This window comes from Paenibacillus sp. FSL H8-0034 (genome assembly GCF_038000305.1).
In the GTDB taxonomy this organism is placed as follows: domain Bacteria; phylum Bacillota; class Bacilli; order Paenibacillales; family NBRC-103111; genus Paenibacillus_S.
The window spans coordinates 6,403,465-6,420,171 of the sequence record NZ_JBBOBS010000001.1 but is presented as its reverse complement, the minus strand read 5'-3'; the positions used below and the strand labels follow the sequence as shown (position 1 = coordinate 6,420,171).

Annotated in this window: 10 protein-coding genes; 9 read left to right on the top strand and 1 reads right to left on the bottom strand. The window is 47.6% G+C overall.

Features of this window, described 5'->3' with window-relative positions; all coding sequences use genetic code 11:
* Window positions 1-92: 92 nt before the first annotated feature.
* On the bottom strand, window positions 93-830 hold the full coding sequence (nfsA, locus tag NST47_RS28855; protein WP_341158211.1) for an oxygen-insensitive NADPH nitroreductase: 738 nt from the start codon (window positions 828-830) through the stop codon (window positions 93-95).
* Between the two features lie 354 nt (window positions 831-1,184).
* Between nfsA and NST47_RS28850 the strand changes: the two genes are divergently transcribed.
* The 9 genes from NST47_RS28850 (at window position 1,185) to NST47_RS28810 (ending at window position 16,693) form a co-directional block, all read left to right on the top strand.
* Window positions 1,185-2,321, top strand: coding sequence for an ROK family protein (locus NST47_RS28850; protein ID WP_341158210.1), 1,137 nt, complete (start codon window positions 1,185-1,187; stop codon window positions 2,319-2,321).
* An 85-nt stretch (window positions 2,322-2,406) separates the two neighbouring features.
* Window positions 2,407-3,399, top strand: coding sequence for a DUF4432 family protein (locus NST47_RS28845; RefSeq protein ID WP_341158209.1), 993 nt, complete (start codon window positions 2,407-2,409; stop codon window positions 3,397-3,399).
* A 317-nt stretch (window positions 3,400-3,716) separates the two neighbouring features.
* A complete protein-coding gene (locus NST47_RS28840) occupies window positions 3,717-5,744 on the top strand; it encodes a hypothetical protein (protein ID WP_341158208.1) in 2,028 nt (675 codons plus the stop codon).
* A gap of 81 nt (window positions 5,745-5,825) precedes the next feature.
* Window positions 5,826-6,632, top strand: a complete 807-nt coding sequence (locus tag NST47_RS28835) for an HAD family hydrolase (RefSeq protein ID WP_341158207.1) — start codon at window positions 5,826-5,828, stop codon at window positions 6,630-6,632.
* A 309-nt stretch (window positions 6,633-6,941) separates the two neighbouring features.
* Window positions 6,942-10,223, top strand: a complete 3,282-nt coding sequence (locus tag NST47_RS28830) for an alpha-mannosidase (protein WP_341158206.1) — start codon at window positions 6,942-6,944, stop codon at window positions 10,221-10,223.
* Entirely contained in the window at window positions 10,213-11,280 is a 1,068-nt protein-coding gene (locus NST47_RS28825; protein WP_341158205.1) for a bifunctional heptose 7-phosphate kinase/heptose 1-phosphate adenyltransferase, read from the top strand. The genes NST47_RS28830 and NST47_RS28825 overlap by 11 nt, the downstream gene beginning before the upstream one ends.
* Before the next feature lie 282 nt (window positions 11,281-11,562).
* Complete coding sequence (locus tag NST47_RS28820; RefSeq protein WP_341158204.1) at window positions 11,563-13,899, top strand: AraC family transcriptional regulator; 2,337 nt, start codon at window positions 11,563-11,565, stop codon at window positions 13,897-13,899.
* Between the two features lie 160 nt (window positions 13,900-14,059).
* A complete protein-coding gene (locus NST47_RS28815) occupies window positions 14,060-15,649 on the top strand; it encodes an extracellular solute-binding protein (RefSeq protein WP_341158203.1) in 1,590 nt (529 codons plus the stop codon).
* Between the two features lie 78 nt (window positions 15,650-15,727).
* Window positions 15,728-16,693, top strand: a complete 966-nt coding sequence (locus NST47_RS28810) for an ABC transporter permease (RefSeq protein ID WP_341158202.1) — start codon at window positions 15,728-15,730, stop codon at window positions 16,691-16,693.
* The last annotated feature ends 14 nt before the right edge of the window (window positions 16,694-16,707 follow it).

Sequence of the window (16,707 nt, the reverse complement as noted above, 5' to 3'; positions counted from 1 at the left end):
ATTAACTGAGTTTTGCGAATGCAAAACTGGCATCGTAAGCATTAACTGAGTTTTGCGAATGCAAAACTGGCATCGTAAGCATTAGCTGAGTTTTAATTCAATTCAAATCCCTGATCGTGGAGAAATTCCGTGACATCATCGCGTTTTCGGGATTTCAGACGTTTAGCCATTTCCTTGGACCAGTTCGTGTCTCGATTGCCGCCTACGCGGGTTGCCATAAAAGCCTGCAATGACTGATTATACTGTCCAATGCCTTCGTCATAATGGTCGGTGGAATAATGCTCCCGATGCAGGATCGTTTCTACAGGTAGGCGGGGGCGGTAGCTTGGCTCTTGATCCGGGTAACCGACACACATGCCAAAAACCGGATAAACCAGCTTAGGCAATCGTAGAAGCTCGGATACCTTGCGAATATTGTCGCGAATGCCTCCGATATAGACGGCTCCGAGTCCAAGTGATTCGGCTGCCAGTGTAGCATTTTGGGCTGCCAGTGCGGCATCAACCGTAGCGATAATGAAAATTTCAGTAGTGGTCGGTATTTGAATATCCTCTACTGATGAGGTGGCATATTGAAGGCGGTACAAATCGGCGCACCAGACCAGGAATACAGGACATTCCTCAATATACGGCTGATTGGCAGCCAATTTAGCAAGCTCGCTCTTGATTTCGGGGTTCGTTACAGCAATGACACTATACGCCTGCATGTTGCTGGAGGTTGGAGCACTTTGTGCGGACTGGATAATGGCTTGGAGCTGTTCATCGGTCAATGAATCTGGTTTATACTTACGGATGGAGCGGTGCTGCTGTAATTGGCTTATTGTGGTATTCATCGCGGTTTCCCCTTTTCAACTTGAAGAAGTATGACTTGCTGGACAACAAAAAAACCGAAGACTTCAGCCATAAGGCCAGTCTCCGGTGATCCGGTAGCAAATATAAACATATTATTCACAGTGTAATACTCAAAATTAAATATAGCATCGTTTTTTGGTGATGTCAACGTTCTTCGAAATGGATAGCTTAAGGTGACTTTCACTGCTGTGTGCGGTATGATGCTTATATTGGGGATTTACAAAATGCAGGTATCACATGTATAATGTGAATTAACTAAATGATTAAGAAAATTAAAGGAATGAGCGAGTATCTCTAACAAAATGATTTATTTGCAGCAGGTTAAACAAAAAAATATGTCAGAGATCCTTGAACGGATTTGGGAATATCGTCAAATTTCACGTGTGGAATTGGTCGAGCTAACGGGGCTGACTTCAGGTACAATCACCAATCTTACACATGATCTGATACAATTGGGCATTTTGCGGGAAAATGAAGCGATTTCGGGGAATGTCGGGCGCAGACGGGTTATGCTCGGTTTTGACCCGCGCTTTTACCGCATTATCGGGTTGGATATCGGACGCACCAGCTTTGAAATCATAGTGATGGATCTGAATGGAACCATCCTACAATCTATTGAACGAGAGATGAATGGCGTTCAAGGGCCGGAAGCCTATTTTCAGGTCATCACGCCGATTGTAACGGCAGTCAAACAGGAGATTGAAGCCGCTGGTGAAAAAATCCTTGGATTGGGAGTAGGCATTCCGGGACCGATCCACTATGAGAGCGGGGCGCTCCTTGCACCTCCCAATTTTCCCGGCTGGAAAGGCTATCCGCTGAAGCAGATGCTGGAGCAGCAATTTGACCTTGTCACACTGATTGAGGATGATGCCAGAACCTCGGCAATGGCTGAACGCTGGTATGGACTTGGAAAAAGTGTGCAAAATCTCGTTTCCATTACAATGGGAACCGGGATTGGCGGCGGGGTAGTTACCAATGGTAAAATCGTTCGCGGAACGAATGGACTATGCGGTCAGGTCGGCCATATGACGATTGTGCTGGATGGTAAAATGTGTGATTGCGGCAACCGCGGCTGTTGGGAAACAGTTGGTTCCATCCCGGGTATTTTGAACCGTTGGTCACAGGGCAGCACGCTTGCAGAGCTGCAGACAGCCATACGTCAGGGGGAGCCTGAAGCCCTTCGGTGTATCGACGAGACGCTTGCTTATTTGGAGGCAGCCTTGGTCAATGTTCAGAATCTGTACGATCCCGAGCTCATTTTACTTGGAGGCAGATTGTTTCCGCTGCTGGCAGAACATTTGGACCAATTAAAGCCGCGTTTGCAGTCGAGGCTGTATGCTTTTGCCAAAGACCGCTTGAGAATAGAGCCAGCTACCTTTGGGACGTCTCAAAGTGCGGTTGGTGGTGCTGCCTTAATGCTGGGGTTCCTGTTATCTGAGCCTGTTCGCTTGTTGTCGCTACAAGATAGCTAATCCCTGTCCGTTCTGGACAGGGGGCGGACCAAATTTTTTTGAATAATTAACTTAATAATTAAGTAAATATAAAAAGAGGTGCAAAATGGCCGATTTACTGTATCGATCGCTGCGTAATGAAGGCTGTCGGATTGTTGATGACATTCAATACAAAGGCTACCGTTCGATGCTGCTGGAAAATGAAAAGCTGCTTATTCATTTGCTGTTGGATAAAGGGGCGGAGCCTATTCGTTGGCTGCATAAACCTACAGATACCGATTTCATCTGGATATCGGGGCAGGGTCTTGTTCGCGCTAATGCATTATATTCGGATTATCAAAGCAGCTATATGGGCGGGTGGCAGGAAATGCTGCCGGAGGTGAGCTATACGTCGCAATATCGGGGAGCAACCGTGCACCGTGGAGAATCGGCCGTGACGCCATGGGACTACCGCATAATAAAGGATGAACCTGACGAAATTCAGGTTGTGCTGACCAACTCTATTCGTTCTCTACCTTTACGTGTGGAAAAGCGCATAACACTCACCACGGGAAGTGGGGCGGTGAGAATCGAGGAGACACTGTACAATTTGTCACCGGCAACATCGGTAGAGGCGAATTGGGGACATCATTTGGCCTACGGCGCTCCGTTTGTTGGGAGGGAAGCGATAATTTCCCTCGGAGAAGGCGCACAAATATGCGACCCGACCAGCGGTGAAAGCTGGGAATGGCCGTATATGATAAAAGATGGGGCTGCTGTAGATTTATCGATTATGCCTGCTCCAGGTACCGTAAGGGATCTGCTGTTCATTAAATTGGCAGCTTATCAATATCGTGTGACCCATCCGCTTAAAGAAGTAGCGCTTGAGGTTCGCTGGGATGGCGAGGTATGGCCGTATTTGTGGTATTGGCAAAATTTCATGGCTGACCGCGATGCTCCCTTTTTTGGCCGGGATTATAATATTGGACTGGAAATGTTCAACATACCACCGAAATTGACCTTGAGTGAAGCGGTTGAGCAAGGATACGCGCTGGAGATCCCTGCCGGAGGGAGCATTTCTTCCTGGCTGGAGATTGAGGCAATTTCTGTAACGAAGTAGGTTTTGCATACGCAATCTTATAAGTTAATAAGTACGGTGAATAAACAGCGGAGTGACCGTGGTGTTCTGGAGATAGCGGAGCGGTGCCTTTGTTTCCGGAATTTTACCGCTATATTTTTATAAAATAAATCTGGAAACAACAGCTGAGAGTTTGCTTAAGCAAACTGGCTTCGTAAGCATCATCTCGGAGGAATACTTCGGTCACGCAGCGGGACTTATTCACCGTACTTATCAGCTTATGTTTTGCATACGCAAAACTCTAAGGTCAATGCTTACGAAGTTAGTTTTGCATACGCAAAACTCTAAGGAGGAACCAAGTGGCACACACACAACGATTATCTTTTGAAGGCATTAAAACAAATTCCGTGTATTCACGGACGAATCTCGTCACGATCACCAACATGGCCCGTCCCTATGAAGATCAAGCTGAAGCTTTAACGGCCTCAGAGGCTCCTGAGTTTCAGCAGCTGATCGAGCACATTCTTGAAAAACGCCTGGCTGGCAAACCAGTGATCTGGTCGATGGGCGCCCATGTCATTAAAAACGGTTTGTCCCGATATATCATCGAACTGGTCAGACACGGCTTCGTGACGCATGTTTCTGGCAATGGAGCTACCAGCATTCATGATTTTGAGCTGGCCTTTCTTGGTGAAACCTCCGAGGATGTAGCCCGCTCCATTGAGGACGGCTCTTTTGGGATGTGGGAGGAAACGGGTCGCTATATGAATGAAGCGATCCAACAGGGAGCAGAGCAAGGCTTGGGCTACGGCGCCAGTCTATACAAGTATTTGTCAGCAAATCCTGATAAGTTCCCCTATTACGATGACTGCGTGTTCGTACAGTGCCAGAAGTATGGTGTTCCCTATACATGCCATATCTCCATTGGAACCGATATTATTCACCAGCATCCCATCGTTGATTTTGCGGCTTTGGGAAAAGCTTCCGGTGTGGATTTTGACCGCATGTGCAGGTCCGTTGCGGAGATGAGTGACGGAGGTGTTTTTCTTAATTTTGGATCAGCTATATCTGGACCGGAAATTTTTCTTAAAGGATTATCATTTGCCTGTAATCATGGGCTGCCCATGCAAGATATGATTGCGGCCAACTTCGATATTGTACCCGTGTCTGCAGATGATAAGCCGGACCCCACTGACCCGGATTACCACTATCGTCCACGCCGTGTGTTTATCGATAGGTTCAGTGAGCTTGGCGGGAAAGGTTATTTATTTCACGGGCTGCATCAGCAGACGATCCCGGCGTTGTTTCACAGTCTTTTGAGGAGAAAGCAGGAGCTTGGGATTGAATTCCCGCCAACGGAAGTCAGGAGTGAGGTCAATCAAGGTACCAAACCCGCATCAACCAATGGAAATAAAACGATCCTTTATCCAATCGGTACAAGAGTCAGCAGGCTGCATGTGAAGGATTTGCTCGATCCATCAGCAAGCACAGCTGGCGAAATGAGCTCGAAGCATGCTGTTTCGCTGCAATCGTGGCAATCTCCGCATTTTGACGAATTCATGCAGCGGCTGCTGCTGGCCAGAGCACACAGCAATCGAATTCTCGTCTCCATTGGAGGCAATATGATAGGCAGCGGCGTTAACCGTTTGCTGATCGATCTGATCCGACGAGGATTCATTAGCCATCTGGCTGTGAATGGAGCCGCCTGCTTTCAGGATGTAGAGCTTGCAATAAGCGGGCAGGCAGAAGAGCGGGAGGATGGTTATTTACGCGAAGGAAAGCTGGGCATGTGGCAGGAGGCAGGAGATTTGATCCATCAGGCACTTGAGGATGGCCATGTGTCCCAACGTGGTTATGGTGAAAGCTTGATCGATTACAGCCGTAAGCATTCGCACAAGCTGCCCTACCTCGAAGAAAGCCTGCTGGGGGCATGTGCCAAATACGATATTCCTTATACATGTCATATTACGATAGGTACCGATGATATCCAACTGCACCCGAAATCGAATTTGAGCATTCAGGCTGGTGCCAGCGGCTATGATTTTCAATCGTATTGTCACACCGTTGCGCATCTGGAGGGCGGGGTGTTCATGAACTTTGGCTCATCGGTTACGGGTCCTGAGGTATTTCTGAAGGCACTGTCGATCGCCAGAAATTTGCAATATCCTGTGAATCAGATTACGACCGCTAACTTTGATATTATCCGGCTTGGTGATTATTCGCTTAAAGTCGGTTATGCCGATTGGGAGTATTACTACCGTCCGCGCAAAAATATCGTACATCGTCCCACCAGTCTTGGGGGGAAAGGATTTCATTTTGAAGGCTTGCATCAGGAGACGATTCCGGCAATCTGGAAAGCGATTGAAGCAGCTGAAGCCAATAGTTGATCCATTGGAAAATTCGCTACTCTATGTTTCATAGAAAATAATATTATCCATTATTATCCAGATAGAAGGGAACAGGCTCGAATGACAAGTGAAAAGCAGGCAGTTCGGATTAAAGCGGTGCTGTTCGATTTTGACGGTACATTATCGACACTCAGGGCAGGTTGGGAGGAGGTCATGATTCCTCTTTTTACGGAAATGATTACAGGCGTCCACCAACTTACAGCTGAGGAAGCAGAGAAGCTGAATGAGGAAATTATCGATTATATTGATCAATCTACAGGGATTCAAACTATTTTCCAGATGCGCTGGCTGGCCGAAAAGGTAAAGGAAAAGGGCTGGAATGCGGAAATACTCGGAGAATGGGAGTATAAAGCGGAATACAACAGGCGTCTGCTGCTCCAGGTGAATGAGCGGATCAGAGGTTTGGAGACGGGGCAGTATCAGCCATCGGATTTTTTGATAAAGGGTTCGGAACGTATCCTTGAGCTGCTGCAGCAGCATGGAATCCCGATGTACATCGCTAGTGGAACCGACCATCCCGATGTTGTGCATGAGGCTGAGGTGCTTGGCGTTCGAACGTATTTCAAAGAAATTGCCGGCGCTCCGGTTGGACGTGCGGACTGCTCCAAGGAGAAGGTCATCAGGGATCTGCTGGGGCACGAGCAGTTCGATAGTGAAGGGCTTGCGGTCATTGGAGATGGCAAGGTAGAGATCAGGCTGGCTAAGGAAAATGGTGCGTTGGCACTTGGGCTGGCTAGTGACGAAGACAAGCGTGAGGGACTGAATCCCGTCAAGCTGGAAAGACTGCAGGCTGCAGGAGCGGACTGGATAGCAGGGGATTTCACGGACATGACAAAATGGAAGCAATGGTTGGGGTTGGACAGCTAAAAGGTACATAAGTGCCAGACTGACGAAGTGAATTTTCTTGCGAAAACCAGATGTGCGATGAATAAAGAGCGGAGCGGCCAAATGATCCTGTAGAAGCGCCAGCGCTCGCCTTTGTTTCCGTATTTTTACCGCTAAATCTCTTATAAAATTAAAAAATACGGAAACAACAGCTGAGAGTTTGCTTGCAAACTAACTTCGTAAGCATCTTCTCGGAAGGATATTTGGACGCGCAGCGGGACTTATTCACCGGACTTCTAGAAGAAGCTTACGAAGTAAGTTTTCTTACAAAAACCTTGAGGGGGCTTACACATGTTTTTAACATTGGATAAATTAGGAAAGCGTATTGAGGAGCTGAAGGAGCACCGTTATATCGATCATCGTGAGCTGCCTTCCTACTTGTTCTGGATCGATAAGGAGGCAGAAATTGCCGCGAAGCCGCCAGAGGATGCAGCCTGGGACCGCATTGCTATCGGCGACAGATGGAAAGGCTGGGATTTGACCGCTTGGTTGAAAACCGAAGCAACCATCCCCGCGGAATGGACGGACAGACAAATTGTTGGCTTGTTCGATTTTGGCAAAACCGGCTCCGGTCATAACTGGGGCTTCGAATCACTGCTCTATGTGAACGGAGAGCCTTATCAGGGTGTGGGCAGCAATCATACGGAGGTATGGTTCCCTGAATCGTACAGGGGGCAAAAGGTGGAGTTGTTGTTTAAAGTGTGGAGCGGATTAAGCGGAGCCGATGGTACAAAAACTGTGCAGGAGCATCAGCTGCGGACGTCCGCATTTGCCGTGCTCGAAACGGAAACGGACGACTTGTATCATACCGCGTTCGCTGTGTATCATACGATTCAGGTATTGGAGGAGAACCGCTGGGAACGACAGGCGTTGGTGAAAGCGCTTGACCGTGCTTTTCTTCTGCTGAATTGGAGGGTTCCTGGAGATGAGGCATTCTACGCAAGCGTTAAGGAGGCTAATCAAAGGCTGAAGGATGAGCTGGCGAAGCTGCCCACCTACCAGCCTCTAACCGTTCGCTGCATCGGTCATACGCATATCGATGTAGCCTGGCTGTGGCGATTGAAGCATACGCGGGAGAAAGCAGTTCGTTCCTTTTCGACGGTGCTGCGCTTGATGGAGCAGTTCCCGGAATATGTATTTTTACAAACGCAGCCGCAGCTTTATGAATATATCCAGCAGGATTACCCTGAGGTTTTTGCCAAAATTAAAGAGCGTGTTCAGGAAGGACGCTGGGAGGCTGGAGGCGCTATGTGGCTGGAGTCGGACTGCAACATCCCATCCGGGGAGTCGCTTGTCCGCCAGCTTCTGTATGGCATACGCTACTTCGAGCATACCTTCGGTGTGAAATGCGAATATTTATGGTTGCCCGATGTGTTCGGATACAGCTGGGCACTGCCGCAAATTTTACAAAAGAGCGGACTGCGCCATTTTATGACGTCCAAAATCAGCTGGAATGTATATAACCGCTTTCCGCACGATACCTTTTATTGGCGCGGAATTGATGGGACAGAGGTGCTGACGCATTATATTACGACGCCGGACCCTGATATTCCGGAGAGCACATTCACCCGCTTCTATACCTACAACGGTCAGGTGCTGCCTGCTACATTAAGCGGGATCTGGAACAATTACCGTGATAAGGAGGTCAACGATTCCGAGCTGCTGTTATCCTATGGTTGGGGAGACGGTGGTGGTGGACCGACACGTACGATGCTGGAAATGCGCAGAAGAATGGAAAATATGCCGGGCTTGCCGAGGGCGACAACAGGTCGGGCCGACGAATTTTTCAACAAGCTGGAGCAAACGGTAGAGCAAACAGACCGCTACGTTCACCATTGGGACGGAGAGCTGTATTTGGAGCTGCATCGCGGTACCTATACCTCACAGGCCTATGTGAAAAAGATGAATCGCCATATGGAATTTTTGCTGCGTGATGCCGAGATTGTGTCGATCTTTAACAGTCCGCTCACCGGTTATTCCAGCTATCCGCAAAAGCAGCTGTATGACAGCTGGAAAATTGTGCTGCGCAATCAGTTCCATGATATTTTGCCGGGCTCCTCAATTACAGAGGTTTACGAGGATTGCCGTATTGAGTACGCGGAGTCGGAGCGGCTGGCACAGGGAGCACTTACGGATGGGCTGAGTCTGTTAACCTCATGCGTATCCTTGGAAGGCGAGGGCTGGATGATATTCAACTCCTTGCCATGGACGCGCAGCGAACTGGTAGAATTATCCTGGAAGGAAGACTATGAAGGACAGTTGTGGGTAGATGCTGAAGGCCGTGTCCTTGCTGCTGAACGGATTCGTGGATTTGATGCTGATGGAGCAGGAGATCGGATGCTGCTGCTGGTCAACGACATTCCGGCGATGGGCTACACAACGATTCATATGGAGTCGAATGCAGGACTGGAAGCAGCAGCTTCGACGGCTTCAGAAGCAACAGAGGTTATGCAACCTTCGCCGTTTTCCTTCTCGGAAAATGGAGTGTCGACTCCATTTTATGATATGGAATGGAATGAGTTTGGCCAGCTTAGCCGTTTGTTCGATAAACGCTCGAAGCGAGAAGTGCTTGCTGCGGGAGAGACAGGCAACCGTTTTGATGTGCACGAGGATAAGCCAGCGTATCATGACAATTGGGAAATCGATATTTTTTATGTGGAAAAGGTCCGTCATGTTACAGAATTGCAATCGGTGGTCTGGCTGGAGAAAGGTCCGCTGCGCGCCGTTGCCCAATTTGAATGGTCTTATGGCAAGACGGTCATCCGTCAGGAGCTGATTGTGCATGCACATCACCCGCGGATTGACTTCTCCACCTGGGTCGATTGGCACGAGCGTGAGACCCTGCTGAAGGTGGCCTTCCCGGTATGCGTTCGTGCAGCCGCGGCGACTTATGAAATTCAATTTGGACACGTACAGCGTCCGACTCATTGGAACACGAGCTGGGATTATGCGCGGTTTGAGACGTGCGCACATAAATGGGTGGATCTTTCCGAACGAGGATTCGGCGTCAGCCTATTAAACGATTGCAAATACGGCCACGATATTAAGGATCACGTGATGAGGCTCACGTTAATTAAATCGTCCAATAAGCCAGATCCTGAATGCGATAAGGGTGAGCATACCTTCACATACTCTTTGCTTCCACATGATGGCGATTGGTTCGAAGCGGGTACTGTAGAGCAGGCCTATCGGTTGAATGTGCCTGTCGTGGTTGCGGAAATACCAGCGCAGGCAAGCCGACCACAATCGCAGTCTCTGCCTGCGCAGTTAAGCTTTATCGGAGTGAGCGGCGATCATGTTATGATTGATACCGTCAAGAAAGCCGAGGATTCGGACAGCTGGATCGTCCGCTGCTATGAATACGCGGGTAAACGCGGCGAAGTTACCTTTACTACGCATTTCAAAGTCGACCAAGCCGAAGAGGTCAATCTTCTTGAACAAGAGGCTGTTCCTGTTGAGCATGGCGATCATGGGTTCGGAGCTTTCTTCAATCCATTTGAACTGAAAACGTTCCGCATCGTCCTGGCTGCCCAGTCGGAGGACCAGGAAGGGAGACAGTCTCATGCTCAGTGACGAATCGATGAACCTGGCTTCGATCCGGCAATTTGGTGGATTGGCTCGTGAGCAGGTAACCGATATTTTGCAGCGCATATCCCGCTTAAAGGTGGGTGTGATCGGGGATGGCTGCCTCGATATGTATTGGCATGCCGATATGACGGCCAGTGAATTGTCCAGAGAGACGCCGCACTATAATGTACCGGTTGTTGGGGAGCGCTTCGCTCCCGGAGCAGCCGGCAATGCAGCAGTTAATTTCAAAGCACTTGGCTGTGAAGAGGTCAGCTTCTGCTCGATAGCAGGCGACGATTGGCGCGGACATCTGCTGAAGGAGGCTTTACGCTCACGCGGTATCGATGATGCGTATGTGCAGGTGGAAGCAGGGCGAGTCACGCCCGCCTACTGCAAGGTTATGCTGCACGGCTTGCAGGAGGTGCGACAGGAGGCGCCGCGGATAGATTTTATCAATCAGGAAGGTTTGTCCGACGCTGCCGGGCACAGGGTTGTCCAGCAGTTGGACCGCATGGCGGAAAAAGTCGATGTCATCAGCGTAACCGACCAGCTGGAGTATGGTGTGGTCGGTTCTATCGTCCGTGAGCGGCTGAGCTACTGGGCAAGTCAGGGAAAAAGAATCGTTGTAGACAGCCGAGATCGGATCGGAACATTCAAGCATGTCGTGCTTAAGCCGAACGAGCTGGAGGCATTGCGTTGGTATAATGGAAGCTCAAAGCATCAACAAGCCACAGAAAGTGATATATTGAAAGCAGGTCTGCAGCTGAGTAAACAGGCCGGTGCTCCTTGCTGCATCACCTTGGGGGAAAAGGGAGCGGTATGGTTCGAAAATAATGAGATGATACTGGTACCGACACGGCCAGTGCCGCCTCCTATCGATATTGTGGGCGCAGGCGACTCCTTCACGGCCGCTTTTTTATCCGCTTGGGGAACCGGGTGCACAGGGCCTGAAGCAGCAGCATTCGCACATCTGGCGGCGGCGGTTACAGTGAAAAAGTGTGGTGAGACCGGGACGGCATCTCCACAAGAAATATTGGACCGCTGGGATCACAGCGAAGTTTAGAAGTCCGGTGAATCAGTCTCGCTGCGCGGCCAAATATCCTTCCGTGATAATGCTTACGAAGCCAGTTTGCTTTAGCAAACTCTCAACTGTCGAAATCATGAAATTGGATGAGATTAAGCGGTTTATTCACGATTTTAAAGGCGAACGCTTACGCTTCTCAAGGATCATTTGGCCGCTGCGCTCGTTATTCACCAGACTTCTAAACAGGTAACAAAAAAGGGATTCGGGCATAAGCAATCATACTCATGCCCGACCCATGTATTTAACAAGGGGGATACAGAGATGAAAGGTCATCCATTGAAGCAGCTATTCCCGGCGAACAAGTTATTTGCCAAAATTTTGATGTACTTTCTTTCCTTATTGATTCCTATCCTGATCATAGGTTTGATCGTGTATTTCAATGTTGATCAAGTTGTAAAAAAGGATGTTTCGCAGAAGCTGACCGATAATTTGAAGTTTTCTTCACAAACGGTTGATATTTATTTGCGCAGTGCGCAATTGACCAACAATAATTTATTTTCAAACCCGATTATCGAACAAAATGTAAAGCCTTATCTGCAGATGAACAACGAAGAAAAATTAAGTTTGCAATTAATTGTAAGAGCGATTGCGGGAAATCGGAATACGATAAGCTCTTTCATTGATCATATTTTTATGTACACGGATACGGTAAAGGTTTATACGAGCCAGGAGATGGCCGACTTTGATATGTTTTTCGACAAGTTTTACCGGATGGAAGGCTACGATAAAGAATATTGGAAGCAAAAGCTGCAAGCTAGCAGTTTATTTGAGCTGCTGCCGCCAACGGATGTACATAACTACATCGATAGTGATATTACCCGAAAGGTAATTCCAAGCGTCTCAACCCAATATGTTAATGGCAGATTGGTCACGATGGTAACAAGTCTGTCTCTTCAGGCGATTTCAGCTTCCCTAAAAAATAACGCGATGTATGCATCGACTACATATCTCATATTGGATAAAAAGCGTCAAGTGGTTTTGAACGAAAGCGGCTACAGTGCTGAAATGATTGAACAAATCAGCAAGCATTTGGATAAAACGGATTCCACGGAGTTCATGGAGGTTGCTAACGAGCAAGCTTTGGTCGTCCATATGCCCTCAGAAGCTTTTGGCTGGGACTATTATTCGATTACGCCGATTCAAGCCTTTGGCAAGGAGCCAGCGAGTATCCTGAGCCTCGTATTTTGGATATGCATCACCTTGATGATTATTGGCGTTTGCTTTTCCTTTATATTCAGTATGAATTTGTACAATCCCATCAAAAACATCCGCAATATTCTCGTTCAGAGTGAAAAGGAAATCGAATTTACGAATGAACTGAGAAGCAGCGATGAGCTAAGTGTCATTGGCAGTCGGATTGATCAATTAATTCAGCAAAATCGGGATGCGGTGCAGAAGGTGAGCCAATATTCCAACGGGCTGTTGGATCATTTTTTTGCCAGTTTATTTCGTGGTCAGCCCTGGACGCAGCAGGAGACGCTGGATCAGGTTTTGGATGATATCGGTTTTCGCGGCGACAGCTATTTGTGCTGCTGCTTTATGTTTCATTACAAGGAACGGTTTTACCGGGACATCGAGGAAGCAGACCGACTGTTGATTCAGGAAAAAATGAAAAAGGTTTTATGGGGGATCATGCAGCAGCAGGTGAACTGCTACTTGATGGAGTATGAGCACAATTTTTATGTATGCATGGTTAATCTGAAGCAGGGAGCGGACAATGAGCGGCTGATGCTGGCGCTGGATTCCATCAAAAAAACCTTTGAATACGATATGATTTACTGCGAGCTGGTTATCGGACTGGGCAAGACGTATGACAAGGTAAGCGATATGACCAAATCCTACAGCGATGCCATTACAGCGATGGATCAGTGGAAGGATCATTCAGATATAGCCATTGCGGATGCGGTCGGACTGACTATCGAGCAAAGCTATTACTACTCATTTCTGGATGAGAAAAAAATCGTCAATGGCATGAAGGCCGGTAATGTAGAGGTACTGGCAACCGAGGTGGAGGGTCTGATCCAAGCGAATAAAAGCCGCGGTGTATCCTATACGCATCTTGGAGCCCTGCTCGTTGAATTGTGGAATACAGGAATTCGCTATGCGAATGAGCGGCAGCTGGACATCCACCTTCTCCTTACCGAAGAGGAGTATGCGGTGCTTGCCAATAAAAATATTACACCCAATGAGTTTACGGATCGCGTAGAGAGGCTGATTAACTTCTACGAGCGGATCGTTGCTGAAACAGGGACCAAGGGAGAGCGTCGGACGGGTACGGTGATCTCTTTTATTACCGACTATATTGAAAGCAACTATGCCAAGGATATTTATCTCGAAAACATTGCGAATGAAATCGGATTGTCGGCCAAGTATGTCTCCCGAATGTTTAAAGAAACGACGGGAACGAGCATTACGGATTATATCAGCTTGATTCGGATGGCCAAGGCCAAGGAGCTGCTGACGGAGACGGATTTGAAAGTCAATGAAATTGCAGATCGGATCGGGATGAACAGCAGGACGACCTTTCTCCGAATGTTTAAGAAGCATGAAGGCATCTCACCTATCGACTACCGTCATATTAAAGCCAGAAAAGAGTGACAATCGTCCTTTTGTAACAGGGTGGAATAACGTATCATCGCTGTCCGAAGTGGAATAACGTATCATCGTGCGTCGTATCGGATGTATTCAAGGTTGCAGAATACCGCTTACACTATGGGGGTGAAAGCAACCATTACATGTTTCAAGGAGGAGAACGACGATGAACAAAAAGGGGTATCTGGCCGCAGGCTGCTCGGTCGCTTTATTAGGAACTATAGTAGCAGGCTGCAGCACAAAACCAGAGGCAGGAACGAAGGCAGCAGACGATGCGAAGAACGCAAAGCCGATCACGGTAACATGGATGAGGTATGAGCACCCGAGCCAACCGCTGATCGCCAACTCGATGGTCGTGCAGGAAAGTCTGAAAAGAAAGAACATCAAGCTTGAAATTCAAAGCACTCCGCAAAGCAATTACGATGATAAAAAGAAAACGTTGATTGCTACGAATACACTTCCTGATGTGCTGCTAGTCAAGCAGGATGATATTTCCAACTTTGCAGATACGGGTGTGTTTCTGGATCTGACTCCTTATTTGGATAAGATGCCGAACTTCAAAAAAGTAATCGCAGACAATCCGGAAATTAACAAAAATAAAATTGATGGCAAGCTGTACGGCTTTCCGCTTGCGCAAAAGGTAGGTGCTTCACAATCAGGTCAGGTACCTGTTATTCGGGTCGATCTATTGAAAAAGCTGAATATTCCAACCCCTACTACCTATGAAGAATTGTATCAGGCTTTTAAAAAGCTAAAAGAAGCTTATCCGGATACGTTCCCGTTCACGAGCCGCGCGGCAAATGGGTTGACCGGTACTGAAAATCTGATCAACCCGATTGCGTTTGGAATGGGCAGCGGTTATACGAATGTAAGTGGAGCCAAGATTTATTATGATCCGGCGCTGAAGCAATATAAATTTGGACCCGCGATGCCGCAATTTAAAGATGCTATTACCTACTTAAACAAGCTGTATCGCGAGAAATTGCTCGATCCGGATTATACGACCTCAACCTCGCAAATTTGGCAGGAGAAGCTGAGCTCGGGCAAATCGTTGTATTATATGGATAATACTGGGTTTGGCGTTAATTTCAATACGGCCCTGCAGAAGAAGGATCCCGATGCGCAATTTGATATGCTGCCGATTCTTGCCAGCGACAAGGGCGTAAAGCGTGGTCTGCTGTATCAGCTTGACCATTTGTCCGAATCCTACGCGATTAGTGCAAGTGTGAAAAATCCCGATAAAATCATCGAATATATCGATTGGATTTACTCCGAAGAAGGTACGAAATTATTTTCCTGGGGAATTGAAAATGAGCATTACACCATGGTTGACGGAAAACCGGTTAAAAAAGAAGAATTTGCTAACAAGTTTAAGGATAAAACCGATCCGGGTGCAGCAATCAAATCGGAGCTTGGAACGAGCTATCTAGGCTTTGCTCTATATGCGGATGACACTGTCGATATTCCAGGGCAAGCGAAGCTTATGACGGAATGGACCAATAAGAACCTTGGTTACATCAAGGATGGATCGGCGTTCAGAATGGCGTATGATCCTGCATTTACCAAAGAAGAGCGTGAGAAATTGAAGCAGCTGCGGACGCAGCTGGATGCTTACCTGACGCAAACAATGGATAAATTCATTATGACCGACGGTGCAATAGACAAGGAATGGGCTGCCTTTATTCAGCAATGCAAGGATAAAGGCTCGGAGGAAATTGAAAAAATCTATAATACGGCACTAGCCCGAGTTAAATAAAGGATGGAAGAAAGGGACCTGAGCTTAGTCCATGGACGGGGACGGTCCCTTCATTTTCACCCAAAGGAGCGGATTATTATGTCGACCATCACTGGCAGTACGTCCTTGTCATCCAACCCTTCGGTTAACAAGAAAACCAAATGGCAGCAAGTAAGAAGAAAGCTGCGGAAAAGCCAATACTTGTATGCCATGTTCGTGCTTCCGTTTATTTATTTTCTTATTTTTCACTATGCTCCGATGATCGGCAATATGATGGCTTTTCAAGATTATTCGATCATAAAAGGCGTTTTTCACAGTCCGTGGGCGGGGTTAAAATATTTCAAGCAATTTTTGTATGAGCCTTACTTCTGGAAGGTGCTTCGTAATACGTTAATGCTCAATTTGTATGCACTGATTTTTTATTTCCCGGCTCCAATCATTTTTGCGATTTTGCTGAATGAGCTGCGAAGCAGCCTGTTCAAACGGTTTATTCAAACGGTGACCTATGTTCCGCATTTCTTGTCGACCGTCGTTATTGCCGGGATGATCGTCAATTTTGTCTCGATTTCCGGATTGTTCAATCAATTGATCGTCCATTTCGGTGGAGAAGCACAAACGTTTCTGGCCTTGCCGGAATGGTTCCGTACTATCTATATCAGCTCCGAAATCTGGCAGGGTATGGGCTGGAATTCGATTATTTATTTGGCCGCCCTGGCCTCGATTGACCCTGGATTGTATGAAGCGGCAACTATTGATGGTGCCAACAGATGGCACAAAATTCGCCATATCACACTACCTGGTTTGGCTACAGTGGCGACTATATTATTACTGTTAACGATTGGACATATGCTGTCTGTAGGCTTCGAAAAAATTATTTTGCTGTACAGCGGCCCGACCTATGAAACCGCAGATGTACTGCAAACCTATGTGTACCGGCGTGGACTTATCGACGCTGATTTCAGCTTTGCCGCAGCTGTGGGCATTTTTCAATCCGTCATCTCGCTTGTATTGATTGTCGTGGCCAATCAGGCTGCCAAAAAGATACAGGGTGCCAGTTTATTTTAATTTATCCTTGAGGA

Excerpts from the sequence above, each read along its gene's own strand:
- nfsA (WP_341158211.1), bottom strand. The coding sequence starts at position 830 with ATGAATACCACAATAAGCCAATTACAGCAGCACCGCTCCATCCGTAAG.
- NST47_RS28850 (WP_341158210.1), top strand. The coding sequence starts at position 1,185 with ATGTCAGAGATCCTTGAACGGATTTGGGAATATCGTCAAATTTCACGT.
- NST47_RS28845 (WP_341158209.1), top strand. The coding sequence starts at position 2,407 with ATGGCCGATTTACTGTATCGATCGCTGCGTAATGAAGGCTGTCGGATT.
- NST47_RS28835 (WP_341158207.1), top strand. The coding sequence starts at position 5,826 with ATGACAAGTGAAAAGCAGGCAGTTCGGATTAAAGCGGTGCTGTTCGAT.
- NST47_RS28830 (WP_341158206.1), top strand. The coding sequence starts at position 6,942 with ATGTTTTTAACATTGGATAAATTAGGAAAGCGTATTGAGGAGCTGAAG.
- NST47_RS28825 (WP_341158205.1), top strand. The coding sequence starts at position 10,213 with ATGCTCAGTGACGAATCGATGAACCTGGCTTCGATCCGGCAATTTGGT.
- NST47_RS28820 (WP_341158204.1), top strand. The coding sequence starts at position 11,563 with ATGAAAGGTCATCCATTGAAGCAGCTATTCCCGGCGAACAAGTTATTT.
- NST47_RS28815 (WP_341158203.1), top strand. The coding sequence starts at position 14,060 with ATGAACAAAAAGGGGTATCTGGCCGCAGGCTGCTCGGTCGCTTTATTA.
- NST47_RS28810 (WP_341158202.1), top strand. The coding sequence starts at position 15,728 with ATGTCGACCATCACTGGCAGTACGTCCTTGTCATCCAACCCTTCGGTT.